Here is a 16,489-nt window from a genome sequence, read left to right on the forward strand (position 1 = left end):
TGGGTTCTGAACGGATCGCCTCAGTCCGGCGACACCGTCGTGGCTTCGCCGTTTCTGGCACGATTGAGCGCGATCATGTCGCTGATGACCTGATCCAGGTTCAAGGTGGTATCCAGCGTGAGGTCGATCCCGGTGCCCGAGGGCAACGGCAGGTTGCGGTTCAGAAAATCGCGGCGGATCAGTTCCAGCCAGGTCAGGCGCAACTCCTGCCTGACCGGAGGATCATGGCGACCCTGGATGTGGAACCTGACCCCCAGCCGCCCGCCATCCAGACTGTCGACATCGGCCGTCAGGGTTTCGAAGGACAGGTTTTCCATGGCCTGATAGGCCAGATCCTCGACCACGCCCGGCGGGACCGCCTCGCCTCCGCCACCAGCCTCGAGGCCAGTGAGAACCTCGCGCCCGATCTCCAACCGGCCGGGCTGCACGGCATAGAGTCGGCCGCCCGACACGCGCGGCCCCACGGCAGGATCGACGGAGAAGGGAATGCGTCCCGACACCATCGCATCCAGCTTGACCTTGTCGCCGAAGCCCGAGCCCGCGATCAGCTCGCCCAGCTGCACCCGGTCCAGGGTCACGACGCCGTTCCAGGGCTGGGCCGGGTCCAGGGGAACCGCAAAGGGTTCGACCCGCACAGTGCCTCCCGCGACATTCAGCTCGCCGCCCGCCACATTGATCGCCGCCTTGTCCAGGCTGAATGTCAGATCCAGGTCGGTCAGGGGCGCAATGGCGTCCAGTCGCGCGATCCTGACCGTCTGGTCCGGTGCGGTGATGAGCGGCGTCAGGCTGTCGAACACGATCCTGCCGGACAGCCCGCTCACGCCGCCGGCTGGACTGGTGAAGTTCAGATCGGGCACGGTCAGGACCGCGCCGCTGGTTCCCTCGGTGCCGGCCCAGTCGATACGTCCGTCGAACCGGGCCGTGCCGGTGACGGGGGACTGGACGATGTCGGCGACCAGGGGGGTGAGGGTTTCAGGCTGCAGACCCCCTTCGACGAAGCGCAGGTCGCGCGAGGCAATGACGATCCCGCCCACCCCGGTCGCCCCATCGTGTGTCAGGGTTAGGCGGCCCAGCGCATGAGGCCCGATCGCCAGATCGAAGGCCCCGCTCCAGCGTTCTCCGTCCAGACGTGCTCCGCCCGTGGCGGTCGCGGTGTTGAAGCGCCGCGGCCGGGTCGCATCCTCGACCTGTGCCGTGGCCACACGCGCATCCATCGTCAGGCCTTCGGGGCCGCCATCGACGGCCAGGGTGCCCTGAGCCTCAGAGAACCGCAGGGCCAGGAAGGGCGCGTCGGCCGAGACGCCCCGCAGCGCGCCGCGCGCCTGCCAGCGCCCATCCGCGACCGTGACCATGGGGCCCGAGGGCGGACAGAAGGAGCCCGCGACATTGGTGATGTCATTCTCGTCCAGCTCGAGCCGCTCGACTGTCAGGGGTATGCAGTCGCGCGCCGTATAGGTCAGCCGCCCACCGTCGCTGGCCAGGTCTCCGCGCGTGCTGAGGGCGATGCCCCTCGCCAGACCGAAGTCGAGGGCCGCACGACCGTCCAGGGTCGCGCTGAACCCGCCCGGGGTGAGGCGCCAGGCCGGGATGGCAAATGTCGCTTCGGGCAGGCCAGCGCCCCGCGTCGCCGTCACATTCACGGCACCGCCCACCGCCTGTCCCGGCTCAGCCTCGAAAAGGGGGGCTCCGGCGGCCGTCAGGGTCAGGACACCGCCGTTGCGCGGCGTGATCCGCGCCGGGGCCTGCAGGGTGAAGCGCGTGCCCTGGCTGCCGGTCATCAGGCGGAAGGCGGGCAGAGCCACCGCGAAATCGCCCAGCGCCGCCTTCATGGCAGACAGTTCCGGAATGTCGTCACCCGCAGCAGGGCCGAACAGGGGCCAGGCCCCGCCCTGCGCCCGGGCGGATCCGCTGAGGTTGATGTTCAGAGCGCCGTCCTGAATGCCGTCCAGTGCCAGATCAGCCGAAAGTCCTCTCAGGGTCAGATCGTCCACGGCCATGCGATCGGCCGCGACGCGCACGGGCCCGGCCACTTCAAAGGCAGATCCGCGCCCTCCCACGGTCAGCCCAGATGAGGCCACGGTCAGCCCGCGCCCCTGCACGCCGCCGATCCGGCCCGAGGCCGCACCGGCCCGGAGGCCGCCCTGACCTCGCCAGCTCAGTCCCTCGGCCGTCCTGGCCACGCTCAGATCCGCGCCCGCCACGGCGGCGTCGACATTCGTGACCTCCAGGTCCGGTCCGGTGATCCGGGCGGCCGATACGCTTGCATTGATCGCCCCCTCCAGACCAAAGGTTTCGATCCAGCCCGACACGCGACCGTCGAAGGCCGCCTGAAGCCGGGCCTCGGCCGCCGCGGTCCCCCCGGCCGTCAGTTCGGCTCCGGTCAGGACGACCGAGAGCCGTGCCGAGCCGTCGGCCCGCTGTGCCTTGAGGTCCGGATAGGGCACGTCTCCCGTCAGCAGGAGCCGCGCCTGGGTCCCGCCCGATGTCCCGGCTGCGAACTGCGCGGCAGTCAGGTCCATGCGCACGCCGACGCGATCGCGGGTGGTGGCCAAATCCAGCGTGCCCCCCAGGGACCTTGCCTCGACCGTCCCGCTTTTCAGCGAGGCGCTGGGCATTCGGGCGTTGAGGCGGGTCAGACGACCATCCGCCATCCGCGCATCCGCCAGGATCTGAACCGGTCCGTATTCTGTGGTCAGACGAAGTCGGCCGGACTCCACCACCACGACAGGCGCGCCGCGGTCAGGCCCGGCGGGGCGCCGGGTGAAGTCCTCGATCAGGGGATCAAGAGACCCCAGAGACAGGCGGCCCTCCGTCCAGGTCGCCCTCAAGACAGGCCTGACCAGCCGAATGCGGCGGGGTGTCAGCCCCGCCCCGCCCGGTGCCCAGGGCAAGGCCACGGCGTAATCGACCTCGGCCCGCTCGACCACAAAGTCGGGGTCTTGGGGGTCGCCGATGCGGATGCGCCCGACAAAACCATCGATCTCGATACGCTCGACCTCGACCTGGGCCTCGATCCCCTGCCGCTCCAGCCAACCGACAAGGGCGGCGCGCGCGGCGGCGCGGCGGTTCAGATAGAGCGCAACCACAAGGAGGGCGATCGTGACCGCCATGACAACGAGGACACGGGCCAGGCGTCGACCACGCCCGGAACGACCGGCAGGAGACGGTTTCGGGTCAGACACGGAGAACGGCCCCGGCTTCAAGCGACGCCTGTCCCGGTCCGGGACACGACGTCCCGGATCGCAACACGCCAGAACAGTTCAGGTTTACTGTCGTTGCCGACATGACACAGCTGAGTGGCAAGGAGGACACTTTCAATCCGACGCGAGTCGGCCCGCGTTTACACAACATCACAGACTCGTCACCGCTCCGACAACACCTGAACTAGACTGTCGAAACCAGTAGTTCTGGGCCAATTCATGGTGGTTTTACCGCTCGTGACGGCTCCGGTTAATGGTTTGTAACCTCCTGGCTTCCCATAAAGGTCTCGACGCGCTATACGGCTCGTCTCACGTCGGGAACCTTTTCGCTAGAAGGGTTTTGGGGCGCGATCCTTGCTTTAGTGGGTTTGGCGCCGCTCGGCGTCGTTGATTGCCGGGGACCGATGGCTCAGTTCGATCCGCGACGCCAGCCGATGCGACTGGCACCGCACGTTTTCACCGCCGCCGCCGCTGTCTGTGTCGCCCTGCTGGCAGGTCGCGTCTATCAGCCCGCCCGGGCCGATGAAGCGCCGGTTCTGACCGCCGAACAGATGGCCGCGCTGGAAGTCAGCGCCTTCGCCTCCGCCGGAACGCCCGCCGGGCTGACAGCCCCGGAAGCCATTCCCGTCCAGATTCGCCGTGGCGAGACCTTCGAACAGGCCGTTCGCCGCACCGGCATCGGTGCCGATGAGGCCCGCGCCGTCGCCGCCACGATCGCCGGCGTCTTCGACCTGTCGGAGCTGCGTGCCGGACTGAAGTTCGAAACCGCCATTTCACAACCGCGCGGCGGCCGTGGCGATGCCCGCCTGATCGGCCTGACCATGCGGACCGGCCCGGCCACCCAGCTGACCGTGTCGCGCACCTTCGACGGGGCCCTGCGTCTGCGTTCGCTCGAAGAGCGGGTCACCCATGAAACCGTCGTGCTGAAGGCCGACGTCAGCGGCTCCCTCTATGCCACCGCCCAGCGCATGGGATCGACGCCCAAGGTCACGCGCCGCGCCGTCCAGCTGTTCTCGGGCAAGTTCGACCTGGATCGCGACATCCGCGCCTCCGACGACTTCGTCCTGGTGTTCGACCGGTCGGTGACCGAGAGCGGCCGCACGGTGGAATCGGGCGAACTCCTCTATGCCGAGCTGAAGGGCCAGGCCTTCTATCGCTTCAAGCCCGCCGGTGCCTCCGAAGCCCAGTATTTCGACGCCTCGGGCAAGAACATGCGGTCGTCCTTCATGCGGACCCCGCTGGACCGGGGCTTCCGCGTCAGTTCCTCCTATGGCTTCCGCCGCCATCCGATCTCGGGATACCAGCGGATGCACCAGGGCATCGATTTCGCGGCCGGAACCGGCACCCCCGTTCTGGCCCCGGCCGATGGCGTGGTGGTGGAGGCCCGTCGCTGGGGCGGCTATGGCAACTGGCTGCGTATCCGTCATTCCAACGGGCTTGAGACCGGCTATGGCCACCTTTCCCGCTATGGCTCCGGCATTCGCGCCGGACAGCGCGTGCGGCAGGGACAGGTCGTCGCCTATGTCGGCTCGACCGGGGCCTCGACCGGGCCGCACCTCCACTATGAAATCTGGCGCGGTGGTCAGCGGATCAATCCGTCCGGCGTCCGCACCGAAGAGGGCACCATCCTGGCCGGTGCTGATCTGGCCGCCTTCCGCGCCGAAAAGGCCCGGATCGACCGCGTGATCGCGGCGGGTGGCGAACGCCGCGCTGCGCCGTCCACCCTGCGTCCGGCCCAGGGCTGATCACACGCCGAGACTGCGCCTGAAGGCGTCATTCGCGTCACGGTTGCATTAACGGTTTTCACATCGTGATGGGCGATAGTGTCTTCATGACCCTGTCGCTCGCACCCGCCGATCTTCGCCCCCTGACCGCGCTGCGCTTCATCGCGGCGGCCTGGGTCGTCCTCTATACTTTCTGGCCCAATCTGGACGTCGGCTTCCTGCCGAACCTGGCGGCCAAGGGCTATCTGGGCGTCGAACTGTTCTTCGTCCTGTCGGGCTTCATCCTCAGCCATGTCTATCTCCAGGCGGCTGGCGAGGGGGGCTTCAAATACGGCAGCTTCCTCTGGGCCCGGCTGGCGCGCGTCTATCCCCTGCATCTTATGACGCTGCTGGGCGTCATGGCCCTGGGCCTGGCTGCCACGGCGGCAGGAATGGCGATCGACGGCAGTGTGCTGAGCTGGGAATCCCTGCCCGCCAATCTTCTACTGCTTCATGCCTGGGGCCTGGCCCCCGAGGCTGGATGGAACCACCCGTCCTGGTCCATCTCGGCGGAATGGTTCGCCTATCTGTGCTTCCCCGCCTTTGCCTTCGTTACCTGGCGACTGCGCGAGCGGCCCTGGCTGGCTGTTCTGGGTGCGGCGGTGATGTTGCTGGGCCTCTATGCCGCCTTCCAGCTCATGGCCGGCTTTCCCCTGACCCAGGCCACCATTCGATGGGGGGCCCTGCGGATCGTGCCCTGCTTCGCCCTGGGCTGTACCCTCTATCTCGTCCACCGCAGCGGCGGCGTGCCGCGTCCTGCCTTGGCCGCTGCCGTGTTCGGTGCCCTGATCGTCGCCTCATCTTCGCTGATGCTGTGGGACGGCATCACGGTCCTGCTGGCCGGCGGACTGATCCTGTCTCTGGGCTCGGTGTCCAATGCGCGGGCGGGCATCCTCGCCTCTGCCCCGGCCGTCTATCTGGGTGAGATCAGCTATTCCATCTATATGATCTGCGCGCCCTGGCAGATCCTGGCGGTGAACCTGGCGGCCCGTGCGACCGGGGCGGAGGACAAGAAGCTTCAACTTTTCGTGTGGTTGCCCGTGATCGCGGCCATTCCGATCGCAGCCGCCGTCACCTATCACCTGGTGGAACGCCCGGCCCGCAAGGCTTTGCGCGACATGGCCGAGCGGCGCAATCAGCGCCGGACGGAACAAAAGTCGCAGGCACAACTCGCCTGACAGGGGTGGGAAACCCCCGCGAACTTCGCCTATAACAGCTCATCCCCGAAGCAGCGCAGAGATTGCCTGATGTCGAAACGGCTTACAGCCGCACTGGTTGCGGCGACCCTCGGATTTTCCGCTATCGGAAGCCTCCCGGTCAAAGCCGAAGACGTCTACTGGCAGTGCGTGACCTTCGCCCGCTTCTTCTCGGGCATCCAGATCCGGGGTGATGCCTGGACCTGGTGGGAGCAGGGCGTGGCGCGGTACCAGACAGGAAATCGTCCCGCCACCCAGTCTGTCCTGGTTTTCCGTCCGCATGGACGTATGACCCGTGGCCACGTTGCCGTGGTGTCCGAGGTCCTGACCGACCGCATCATCCGCGTCACCCATGCCAATTGGGGCGGCAGCCGCGGCAAGGTCGAGGAAAACGTCACCGTCGCCGATGTTTCCGAGGCCGGCGACTGGAGCGCGGTCAAGGTCTGGTACGCCCCCAGCAATGCCCTGGGCACCACCGTCTATCCGACCTACGGCTTCATCTACAACGACACGCCTGCGCTGACCCGCCGTGACCAGATGGCCTCGGTCAGCGGGACCGCCACGGGCCACTGAGTCCCGCCTTTCGGAGACTGCGCCATGATCCGGGTCTATCGACGCGGCGGCGCGGCCTGCGAGGCCGTCGACACCCATGCCGAGGCCTTTGCCCTGGACCCCGATATCCTGTGGGTCGACTTGGTCGCGCCGTCTCGCGAGGAAGAGGCCGCGGTTGAAGCCGCCCTGGGGGGCCTGCCCCTGCCGACCCGCGAGGAAATGGCCGAGCTGGAGGCATCCAGCCGCGTGTATCGCGAGGGCGGGGCCACATTCCTGACCGCCGACCTGATTCACAACGGCGATGCAGAGATCCCGGCGATCGATCCGGTGACCTTCGTCCTGACGACAGGTCCATTGGTCACCATTCGCTATTTCGATCCGCGCCCCTTTGCCATGATGGATGGGATACTGGATCGCGATCCCCAGCTGTGCGCGAACGGACACACGTTGTTCCTGCATCTGATGGAGGCGGTCATCGACCGCGCCTCGGACGTGCTGTCGCGCGCCGTCACCCATGTCGAAGGGATCGCCGAACACGTCTTTTCCACCCGCGAACAGAAAACGGTCGGCTTCGAACGCTTGATCACCAAACTGGGCCGGGCGCGGATGGCCAATGCCCGGATAGAGCAGAGCCTGGCCGGGCTGACGCGAGTCTTTGCTTTCGCTGGCCTGGACGACCGGATCGAGGCCGATCACGAGGCCGCCGAACACCTGCGATCCCTGACGCGCGACGCCCGCAGCCTGACCGATCACAACCACGCGGTGGCGGCGAGCATCGACTTTCAGCTCAACGCGGCCCTGGGTCTGATCAACATCCAGCAATCGTCGATCATCAAGATCTTCTCGGTGGCGGCGGTGGCCTTCATGCCGCCGACCCTGATCGCGTCGATCTACGGCATGAATTTCGAACACATGCCCGAACTGCCCCAGATCTGGGGCTATCCAGCGGCCCTGACCGCCATGGTCGTCGCCGCCCTGCTGCCCCTCGCCTTCTTCAAGAAGAAGGGCTGGCTCTAGGCTCCCGCCTTTTGCGCAAAGTTCCACGCCGCATCCGACAGCGGCCCGACCTGGGCGGCCATGCTGCGGGCGTGGGCGCTGGCGGCGGTGCCGTCTCGGACGCGGCCCGCGATTCCCTGACAGATCGCCGCCAGCCGGAACAGATTGTAGGCAAACAGCCAGTCCAGATTGCCCGGCACCGGCCCAACGGTCTGCGCGGCATAGCGGGCCACCGTCTGTTCGACCGTGGGGATGCCCAGCGCCTCTAGGTCCGCCCCGCCCAGGCCGTTCCTCTGGCTGGCCGGGATGACCCAGCCGATCAGCATATAGGAAAAGTCGGCCATCGGATCGCCCAGGGTCGACAGCTCCCAGTCCAGAACGGCCCGGACGTCCGGCCCGTCCGCAGCGACGATCATATTGTCCAGCCGGAAGTCGCCGTGGACGATCCGCGCCGGACCGTCGGCGGGCAGGTCGCGCGGCAGGAAGTCGATCAGCCGGTCCATCGCCGGGATCGGATCAATCTCAGAGGCCCGATACTGTTTGGTCCAGCGACCGACCTGACGCTCGAAATAGTTGCCGGGCTTGCCATAGTCGGACAGGCCGATCTCGGCCGGGTCGAACCGGTGCAAGGCGGCCAGGGTATCGACCTGGGCGTCATAGATGGCGCGGCGCTGATCGGGCACCAGGCCGGGCAGTTTCAGGTCCCAGAACACCCGCCCCTCGACCTTGTCCATGACATAGAAGATCGAGCCGATGACGGCTTCGTCCAGGCACAGGGCATGGGGCCGGGCCACGGGGAAACCCTGCGCATGCAGGGCCGAAATCACCGTATATTCGCGGTCCACCGCATGGGCCGAGGGCAAGAGGACACCCGGCGGCTTTCTGCGAAGGACATAGGCCGCGCCCGGCGTCACCAGTTCATAGGTCGGATTGGACTGCCCCCCTTTGAACTGACGGATCGTCAACGGTCCGGCATAGCCCTCGACGTGATCAGCCAGCCAGCGATCCAGGGAGGCGGTGTCCAGCGCATATCGGGGATCGACCTCTCGCGTGCCGGCAAAGGCGGCCTGGGGGTCCTGGTTCTGGTCGATCGTCGTGGGTTCGGTCATTCGGGCGCTTCGTCCGGTTTTGCGGCGATGATGGCCGCCTTGACGGCACCGCGCCAGCCCCTCAGCAGGGCCTGACGCTGTTCCGGGGCCATTCGGGGGGTCCACACGGCCGGGGCTTCGCGCGCCATTGCGGACAGGTCGTCGATCAGCCCGATCCCCAGGGCCGCCAGCTTGGCCGCCCCCAGGGCCGTCATCTCCTGAAAAGCCGGACGCTCGACCGTGACCTGACAGATGTCGGCCACGAACTGCATGGCAAAGTCATTGGCCGTCACGCCGCCATCGACCTTCAGCACCTTCAATGGCGGGGCTCCGTCGCTGTGGAGGGCATCCAGCAGGTCGGCTGTCTGATAGGCCAGGCTCTCCAGCGCTGCCCGAACCATGTGGGCCGGCCCGCTGTCCCGGGTCAGGCCGACGATGGTGCCTCGCGCATCCGGCTGCCACCACGGTGCCCCCAGGCCCGTAAAGCCCGGCACCAGATATACGCCGCCGTTGTCCGCCAGGGTCCGGGCCATGGCCTCGGACTGGCGCGATTCAGACAAGACCTTCAGACCGTCCCTCAACCACTGGATCGCTGATCCGGCAGAAAAGATGGACCCTTCCAGCGCATAGGCGACGTCGTTTCCAACCGCATAGCCCAAGGTGCCCAGCAGCCGCCGGGTCGAGACGACCGGCACCGCGCCGACATTGGCAACCAGGAACGCGCCCGTGCCATAGGTGATCTTGGCATCGCCCGCCGCCAGCGCCCCGTGGCCGACCAGGGCCGCCTGCTGGTCTCCTGCCGCGCCATGGATGGCCAAGGCCCTGCCGAACAGCGAGGGCACGGTGTCGCCAAAATGGTCCGAACAGGCCCGGATTTCGGGAAGGGCGGCCAGGGGCACCTGAAACAGCTCGCACAGGTCCGGCCGCCACGCGCGCTCCGCCAGGTCCATCAGCGACGTCCGGGCCGCATTGGTCGCATCGGTGACGTGGGACGCCCCGCCCGTCAGGTTGAAGATCAGCCAGCTTTCGATCGTGCCCAGACGGACCTCGCCCCGCGCCGCCCGATCGCGGGCACCCGGCACCGCATCCAGCAGCCAGGCGAATTTGGTGGCCGAGAAATAGGGATCGAGGATCAGGCCCGTTGCCGCCTGAACCCCGGGCTCATGGCCGTCGGCCACCAGCCGCCCTGTCACCTCGGCCGTGCGGCGGTCCTGCCAGACGATGGCGCGGTGCAGGGGCTGGCCCGTGGCGGCATCCCACAGGACCGCCGTCTCGCGCTGATTGGTGATGCCGATGGCGGCGAACCGGCCCACGCCGCCCGCCTTTCGGATGACTTCGCGACAGGTCTGAAGGGTTGCGGCCCAGATTTCGGCCGCGTCATGCTCGACCCAGCCGGACTGCGGGAAATGCTGGGGCAGCTCGATCTGCGATACGGCCACGGCGCTGAACACGCCCCCCTCGCCGACCTCGAAGGCGATGGCCCGGGTCGAGGTCGTGCCCTGGTCGATGGCAAGGATCAGAGGTGTCATGGGGGTCTTTTAGGGCGCTATCGCCCTCCGGGCTACTTGAGCGCGAGATGGCGCGGAGATCGAGCCTCTGACCGCGTTTGCAGGGCGGCGGCCGGGCCAACCCTTCCAAGGGCGGTGTTGATCGGCTTATGTGCCCCGATGCACACCGCTTCCTTCGAAGGCGTCCGGGACGCCGCCACACAGATTGCGGGCGTCGCCGTCCGGACACCTTTGATCGAGAGCCCGGCCCTGAATGCGCGCGTCGGTGGCCGGGTCCTGCTGAAGGCCGAAAATCTGCAACATGCCGGGGCCTTCAAGTTTCGAGGCGCCTATAACCGCATCAGCCGTCTGGACGCGGCCGAGCGGGCGCGGGGGGTCGTCGCCTATTCCTCCGGCAACCATGCCCAGGGCGTGGCCGCCGCTGCCGCCCTGGTCGGGACACGCGCCCTGATCGTGATGCCCGCCGACAGTCCCGCCATCAAGATCGAGGGGGTCCGTTCGTTCGGTGGCGAGGTTCGCCTCTACGATCGCTGGACCGAAAGCCGCGAAGAGATCGGCGCGGCCATCGCCGCTGAGCGGGGCTCCATCCTGGTGCCGCCCTTTGACGACCCGTTCGTGATCGAAGGCCAGGGCACCACCGCCCTGGAACTGCTGGATCAGGCCGAGGGTGCAGCCGTCGACCAGTTGCTGTGCTGCTGCTCGGGCGGCGGGCTGATGGCCGGGATCAATCTGGTCATGGAGAGCCTGAGCCCCGCCACCCGAACCTGGGCGGTCGAACCCACCGCTTTCGATGACACGGCCCGGTCGCTGGCCGCCGGGACCCGCGTCGGCCACCCGCCCGCCGCGCCCTCGATCTGCGACGCCTTGCAGACGCCCGTGCCCGGTGCCCTCACCTTTCCCATCAACCAGCGGGTCCTGGCCGGGGCGCTGTCCGTGACCGATGACGAGGCGGCGCAGGCCGTGCGCTATGCCTTCCGCACCTTGAAACTGGTGGTCGAGCCGGGCGGGGCCGCCGCCCTGGCCGCCCTTCTGGCCGGCAAGGTCGAGACCCAGGGCCGGACCACGGCCATCATCCTGTCGGGCGGCAATGTCGACCCGGCCCTGTTTTCCGCCATCATCGAAGATCGCTTCACCGGAGTCTGATGCATGACAAAACCCAGCGAACTGGCCGCCCTGATCGGCACCGAGGTCGGCGTCTCGAAATGGTTCGAGATCGACCAGGCCCGCATCAATGCCTTTGCCGATGCCACCGAGGACTGGCAGTTCATCCACGTGGACCCGGAAGCGGCCGCCGCCACGCCCTTCGGCGGCACCATTGCCCACGGGTTCCTGACGCTCAGCCTGGCCTCGGCCATGTCCTATGACGCCGTGCCGCCGCTGGACGGCGTGGTGATGGGGGTCAACTACGGCTTCGACAAACTGCGCTTCCTGGCCCCCGTGCCCGCCGGGTCAAAGGTGCGCGGCCGGTTCAAGCTCCTGTCCGCCGAAGACAAGGGCGGCGGCCGCTGGCTGATCAAGCACGAACTGACCGTCGAGATCGACGGCGGCAGCAAACCGGCCCTGATTGCCGAGTGGCTTGGAATGCAGATGGTTGAATGACGCATGGACGGCACCGCCCGTTAGGTCGATAGAGGCCGACAACCTTCTGGATAGTCCGCTTGCATCACCATCACGGCCTTGTCTTCGTTGCTCTCTCCTATGTGGTTGCCGTGACGGCCGCATGGACGGCGCTGGACCTGTTGCAGCGGGTCCGGACGCGCACCGGGACCGAGCAGGCCCCATGGCTGGCCACGGCGGCCCTGGCCATGGGCGGCGGCGTCTGGGCCATGCATTTCATCGCCATGCTCGGCTTCGATCCCGGTGCCCCAGTTCGGTATGACGTCGGCCTGACTCTGCTGTCCTTCCTGCTGGCCGTGGCGGGAACGGCCGGGGCCTTCTTTGCGGCGACGCGAGCCCGGCTGGGGCGAGGTCAGGTCCCGGCGGCGGGGATCGTCATGGGCTGTGCGATCGCCCTGATGCACTATGTCGGCATGGCGGCCATGCGCACGGCGGCGACCGTGGGCTGGCGGCCGGAGCTGGTGCTGGTTTCGGTCCTGATCGCAATCGGGGCGTCGATGGCCGCCCTCTGGGCGGCGGGTCGGGACGTCTCCATACCGCGGCGTGCCGTGGCAGCTGGTGTCCTGGGTGTGGCCGTGGTCGGCATGCACTACAGCGGCATGGCCGCCCTCAGGCTGGAACCGACCACCATGGCCATGGGCGAGGGCGGGGCGCCGTCCCTGGCCATCGCCATCGGCGTCGCGTCGATGACGGTCGTGATCCTGCTCACCACCCTGGCGGTGTCCATCGCGGACCAGCGGACCCGGCTGCTGGACGTCATCGAGGCTGGCGGCGTCGGCTATTGGGAGATTGGGCTGCGGGACCGGGCGGTCAACCTGTCGGCCCGGGCGCAGGTGCTTCTCGGGCTGCCGCCGGGCCAGACCAGCTATGCCTTCGATTCCCCGCCCTGGCTGCGCGAGGAAGATGTTGAAACGCGTCAGGAGGCCCTGCGCCGGGCACTGGCTGGCGAGGCCCCATATGATGTGGAGTTCCCCGTCGGTGATGGCAGCCGGTGGGTTCAGGCGCACGGCAACCTGATCCGATCGCGTTCGGGCCGCCCGATCAAGCTGGCCGGTGTGGTGCGCGACATCACCGATCGCCGCCACGCCTTTGCCGATCTGGAGACCAGCGAGCGCCGCCAGAAGCTGCTCATCAACGAGTTGAACCACCGGGTGAAGAACACCCTGGCCACGATCCAGTCGATTGCCGCCCTGACCGCCCGCCGCGCCGAAGGGGTGGAGGAGTTCTTCGCCCTGTTTCAGGCGCGGCTGATGGCCCTGTCGGACACGCACAATCTGCTGACGGCCTCGGGTTGGGAAAAGGCGACGCTGCGCGATCTGCTGTCCAAGGAACTCCGGCCCTATTCCAGCGACCAGATCCGACTGGACGGTCCAGAGGTTTGGCTGGAGGCGCCCCAGGCCCTGGCCATGGGCATGATTGCCCACGAACTGGCGACCAATGCGGCCAAATACGGTGCGCTTTCGCTTCCAGGCGGCTGTGTCACCATCACCTGGGGCGATGTCGATGCCGAAGGCCTGGTGACCCTGGACTGGACCGAAAGCGACGGGCCGCCGGTGACGCCGCCCAGTCGCACGGGTTTCGGCTCGCGCTTGATCGCCACCAGTCTGAAGGGCGACCTGGGCGGGACGGTCGACATGGATTATCGGCCCGGGGGCCTGCGCGTGAAGCTGACGTTCAGGACATCGCCTCGGACCAGCTCACTCGCCCAGACAGCGTAGGGCGACCTCCAGGTTCCGCAGGCCGTCCTCGCCCGTCACGGCCGGCGTCTCGCCGGTCCGGATGGCGTGGGCAAAGGCCTCCAGTTCCTTCTTCAGCGGCTCGTTGGGCCAGCTCATGACCCCTCGCGTCGAATAGCTGCCGTCCGACTGCTGGCCGAAATATTCCGTCACCTGGCGGGTCATCAGATCGGCGACGACGAATTTGGTCTTGGTCGCCACCTGCAACGTGCGGACCTTGTAGGGGGTGACCCAGTTGGTGGTGATGTGGGCGATCACCCCGTTTTCCAGCCGGAACTGCAGAAGGGCCGTGTCCTCGCGATCGGCACGGGTTCGGGCCAGCTGGGGCTGAACCTCAACGATCTCGGACCCGGTCAGGTGCCGAATGATGTCGATGTCATGCACCGCCAGATCGATCACCACCCCGACCTCGCCCATGCGCGGCGGGAAGGGGCCGACGCGGGTGATCTGGATCGAGATGATGTCGTCGCCGTCCACCGCGCGCTTGACCGCCTCGACCGCCGGATTGAACCGCTCGACCTGGCCCACCATCAGGACCCGGTTGTTGGCGCGGGCCGCGTCGATCATGCGCTGAGCATCGGCCACGGTGGCCGCGATCGGCTTTTCGACCAGGACGTGCACGCCGGCTTCGAGCAAGGCCACGGACAGGTCCGCGTGATGCCGGTTCGGGGTGGCGACGATGGCTGCGTCCAGCCCGGCGGCGACGAAGTCCTGGGCCGTCATCACGGGTGCCGCGCCATAGGCCTCGGCCACGCCCGTCGCCACGGCCGCATCGGGATCGAAGATGGTTGTCAGGGCGAAGTCGCGGACGTCGGTGGCCACACGCGCATGGTTCCGGCCCATGACGCCGGCCCCGGCCACGCCGACCTTCAGGGGGGTGTGCTGGCTCATGGTCAGACCTTGTAGCTGGCGACGGCGGCGATGATGGTGTCCTGGGTCGCCTCGTCCAGGTCCGAATGCATGGGCAGGCTGATGACCACGTCCTTCTTGGCCTCTGTGACCGGCAGGCCGCCCGCCCCCTGCGGATATCGGGCATAGGCCGGCTGCAGGTGGCAGGGGATCGGATAATAGACCGCCGTCGGCACGCCGTGGGCCTTCAGGTGGGCGGCCAGGCCGTCACGGTCGGGATGTTCGATCGTGTACTGGGCCCAGTTGGAGACCCCGCCCGAAATCACCTGTGGCACGGCGCTGACATGGGGGGCCAGGCGTTCGTTGTAGCGGGCGGCGATGCGGTTGCGCCATTCGATCTCCTGGCCGAAGACCTTCAGCTTCTCGATCAGAACGGCCGCCTGGATCGTGTCCAGACGCGAGTTCATGCCGATCCGCATGTTCAGATATTTGGGGTCGTGATCAAAGGTGCGGCCCACCAGATCCTTGGCCACAGCCTTGCCATGGACGCGCAGGCTGTCGATTTCCTGGGCCAGGTCGTCGTCGTTCGTCAGCACCGCCCCCCCGTCGCCATAGCAACCCAGGGGCTTGGCCGGAAAGAAGCTGGTGGTCGTGACATCCGCCCATTTCAGCGGGTGTTCGCCGTTCAGGGTGCAGCCGAAGCCTTGGGCCGAATCCGAGATCAGCTTCAGTCCGTGGCGGTCGCAGATGGCGCGAATGGCCGGATAGTCGGCGGGCTGGCCGAACAGGTCGACGGCGATGACGACCTTGGGCATCAGCCGCCCCTCGGCCTTCACCGCCTCGATCGAGGCTTCCAGATGCGCCGGATCCATATTGTAGGTCGCCGTGTCGATATCGACGAAGACCGGCGTACAGCCCAGCCACGGCACGATCTCAGCCGTCGCGGCAAAGGTGAAGCTGGGCACGAAGATCGCGTCGCCCGGACGCAGGCCCCAGGCCATCAGCGGAAGGATCAGGGCGTCCGTCCCATTGGCACAGCCCAGGGCGTGCTTCGCCTGGCCAAACGCGGCCAGATCGGCCTCGAACTGGCGCACCTGCGGACCCATGACCCAGGCCCCGCCCGTCACTGCGTCCTGGACGGCGGCCTCGATGGCTCCGTTCAGCCGCAACCGCTGGGCCTGAAGGTCGATGAAGGCGATGCTCATGAGACGCTCTCGATTCTGACGGATGCCGCACCCTAGCGCGTCGTTCCGTTCGGCCCAAACCGCGGGACCATCCCCGGCCTCCTACCAAAGCCATCCCCCGCAGACCAAACACGGCAGGGTCACTTCGCGTTGCGGCTTGCAACGATGAGGATTAAGCCCATCGGCGCGTTGCCGGTTCGGAACGGCGGCGTCAGGGAGTGAAGCGTTGAACGTCGAGACGTCACCGGCCGGGATTGCGGCCGTTTTCCTGGACCGCGACGGGGTGCTGATCGAAGACAGCGGCTATCCCCATCGCGAGGACCAGCTGATCATGATGCCGGGGGCGGCCGAGGCCGTCCGTCGCCTGAACACCATGGGCTATGTGGTCATCGTCGTCACCAATCAGTCCGGAGTGGCCAGGGGACTGTTCAGCGAAGACCAGATGCACGCCTTCAATGCCCTGATCGTGCGTCGGCTGGCGGCGAAGGGGGCGCGGATCCAGGCCGTTTACGCCTGCCCCTTCCATAACGAGGCGCGCGACCCGGCCTATTTCCACCCCGACCACCCGGACCGGAAGCCCAATCCGGGCATGATTCTGAAGGCCGCAGCCGATCACGGCATCGACCTGAAACGCGCCTTCATGATCGGGGACCAGCCGTCAGACATTGAGGCGGCCCGCCGCGCGGGTATTGCGGGGTTCCGCTTCGAGGGTGGCGACCTGGACCGGTTCGTGCGCGATCTGTTCGGCGACTGATCCGCACGAAGGCCGCCACACTGTGGCCCTGTGGCGCTTGCGGATT

General features: G+C 67.4%; 13 protein-coding genes. 8 read left to right on the forward strand and 5 right to left on the reverse strand.

Going from position 1 to position 16,489, the window contains the following annotated elements; genetic code table 11:
- Nucleotides 1–20 precede the first annotated feature (20 nt).
- Nucleotides 21–3,110, reverse strand: coding sequence for an intermembrane phospholipid transport protein YdbH family protein (locus tag JIP62_RS08880; RefSeq protein WP_201101844.1), 3,090 nt, complete (start codon nucleotides 3,108–3,110; stop codon nucleotides 21–23).
- Between the two features lie 494 nt (nucleotides 3,111–3,604).
- Here JIP62_RS08880 and JIP62_RS08885 point away from each other — a divergent pair, with 494 nt between their 5' ends.
- The 4 genes from JIP62_RS08885 to JIP62_RS08900 all read left to right on the forward strand — a co-directional run bounded on the left by JIP62_RS08885 (nucleotide 3,605) and on the right by JIP62_RS08900 (nucleotide 7,728).
- The gene (locus JIP62_RS08885) at nucleotides 3,605–4,945 is read left to right on the forward strand and encodes a M23 family metallopeptidase (RefSeq protein WP_201101845.1); all 1,341 of its coding nucleotides are present in this window, start codon (nucleotides 3,605–3,607) and stop codon (nucleotides 4,943–4,945) included.
- 86 nt (nucleotides 4,946–5,031) lie between these two features.
- On the forward strand, nucleotides 5,032–6,141 hold the full coding sequence (locus tag JIP62_RS08890) for an acyltransferase family protein (protein ID WP_201101846.1): 1,110 nt from the start codon (nucleotides 5,032–5,034) through the stop codon (nucleotides 6,139–6,141).
- 168 nt (nucleotides 6,142–6,309) lie between these two features.
- Nucleotides 6,310–6,732, forward strand: a complete 423-nt coding sequence (locus JIP62_RS08895) for a CHAP domain-containing protein (protein WP_230974704.1) — start codon at nucleotides 6,310–6,312, stop codon at nucleotides 6,730–6,732.
- A gap of 24 nt (nucleotides 6,733–6,756) precedes the next feature.
- A complete protein-coding gene (locus JIP62_RS08900) occupies nucleotides 6,757–7,728 on the forward strand; it encodes a magnesium transporter CorA family protein (protein WP_201101848.1) in 972 nt (323 codons plus the stop codon).
- Here JIP62_RS08900 and JIP62_RS08905 read toward each other — a convergent pair.
- A complete protein-coding gene (locus tag JIP62_RS08905) occupies nucleotides 7,725–8,816 on the reverse strand; it encodes a phosphotransferase family protein (protein WP_201101849.1) in 1,092 nt (363 codons plus the stop codon). The two genes, JIP62_RS08900 and JIP62_RS08905, sit on opposite strands and share 4 nt — an antisense overlap.
- Entirely contained in the window at nucleotides 8,813–10,324 is a 1,512-nt protein-coding gene (glpK, locus tag JIP62_RS08910; protein WP_201101850.1) for a glycerol kinase GlpK, read from the reverse strand. The genes JIP62_RS08905 and glpK overlap by 4 nt, the downstream gene beginning before the upstream one ends.
- Nucleotides 10,325–10,462: 138 nt before the next feature.
- Here glpK and JIP62_RS08915 point away from each other — a divergent pair, with 138 nt between their 5' ends.
- The 3 genes from JIP62_RS08915 to JIP62_RS08925 are packed head-to-tail and all read left to right on the forward strand — an operon-like array spanning nucleotide 10,463 to nucleotide 13,638.
- Nucleotides 10,463–11,446, forward strand: a complete 984-nt coding sequence (locus JIP62_RS08915) for a threonine ammonia-lyase (RefSeq protein WP_201101851.1) — start codon at nucleotides 10,463–10,465, stop codon at nucleotides 11,444–11,446.
- A 3-nt stretch (nucleotides 11,447–11,449) separates the two neighbouring features.
- Nucleotides 11,450–11,902 (forward strand): MaoC family dehydratase, encoded by a 453-nt coding sequence (locus tag JIP62_RS08920; protein WP_201101852.1) that lies wholly within the window; start codon nucleotides 11,450–11,452, stop codon nucleotides 11,900–11,902.
- 59 nt (nucleotides 11,903–11,961) lie between these two features.
- Nucleotides 11,962–13,638 carry an MHYT domain-containing protein gene (locus JIP62_RS08925; protein ID WP_201101853.1) on the forward strand — a complete coding sequence of 559 codons (1,677 nt, stop codon included), beginning with the start codon at nucleotides 11,962–11,964 and terminating at the stop codon, nucleotides 13,636–13,638.
- Here JIP62_RS08925 and JIP62_RS08930 read toward each other — a convergent pair.
- Together JIP62_RS08930 and JIP62_RS08935 are read right to left on the reverse strand one after the other, a co-directional pair.
- Nucleotides 13,618–14,547, reverse strand: coding sequence for a Gfo/Idh/MocA family protein (locus JIP62_RS08930; protein WP_201101854.1), 930 nt, complete (start codon nucleotides 14,545–14,547; stop codon nucleotides 13,618–13,620). The genes JIP62_RS08925 and JIP62_RS08930 overlap by 21 nt on opposite strands.
- 2 nt (nucleotides 14,548–14,549) lie before the next feature.
- Nucleotides 14,550–15,710 carry a DegT/DnrJ/EryC1/StrS family aminotransferase gene (locus tag JIP62_RS08935; RefSeq protein ID WP_201101855.1) on the reverse strand — a complete coding sequence of 387 codons (1,161 nt, stop codon included), beginning with the start codon at nucleotides 15,708–15,710 and terminating at the stop codon, nucleotides 14,550–14,552.
- Between the two features lie 205 nt (nucleotides 15,711–15,915).
- Here JIP62_RS08935 and JIP62_RS08940 point away from each other — a divergent pair, with 205 nt between their 5' ends.
- Nucleotides 15,916–16,443, forward strand: a complete 528-nt coding sequence (locus JIP62_RS08940) for a D-glycero-alpha-D-manno-heptose-1,7-bisphosphate 7-phosphatase (RefSeq protein WP_201101856.1) — start codon at nucleotides 15,916–15,918, stop codon at nucleotides 16,441–16,443.
- Nucleotides 16,444–16,489: the final 46 nt, after the last annotated feature.

Origin of the sequence: Brevundimonas vitisensis (assembly GCF_016656965.1) — a bacterium.
GTDB classification, from domain to species: Bacteria; Pseudomonadota; Alphaproteobacteria; order Caulobacterales; family Caulobacteraceae; genus Brevundimonas; species Brevundimonas vitisensis.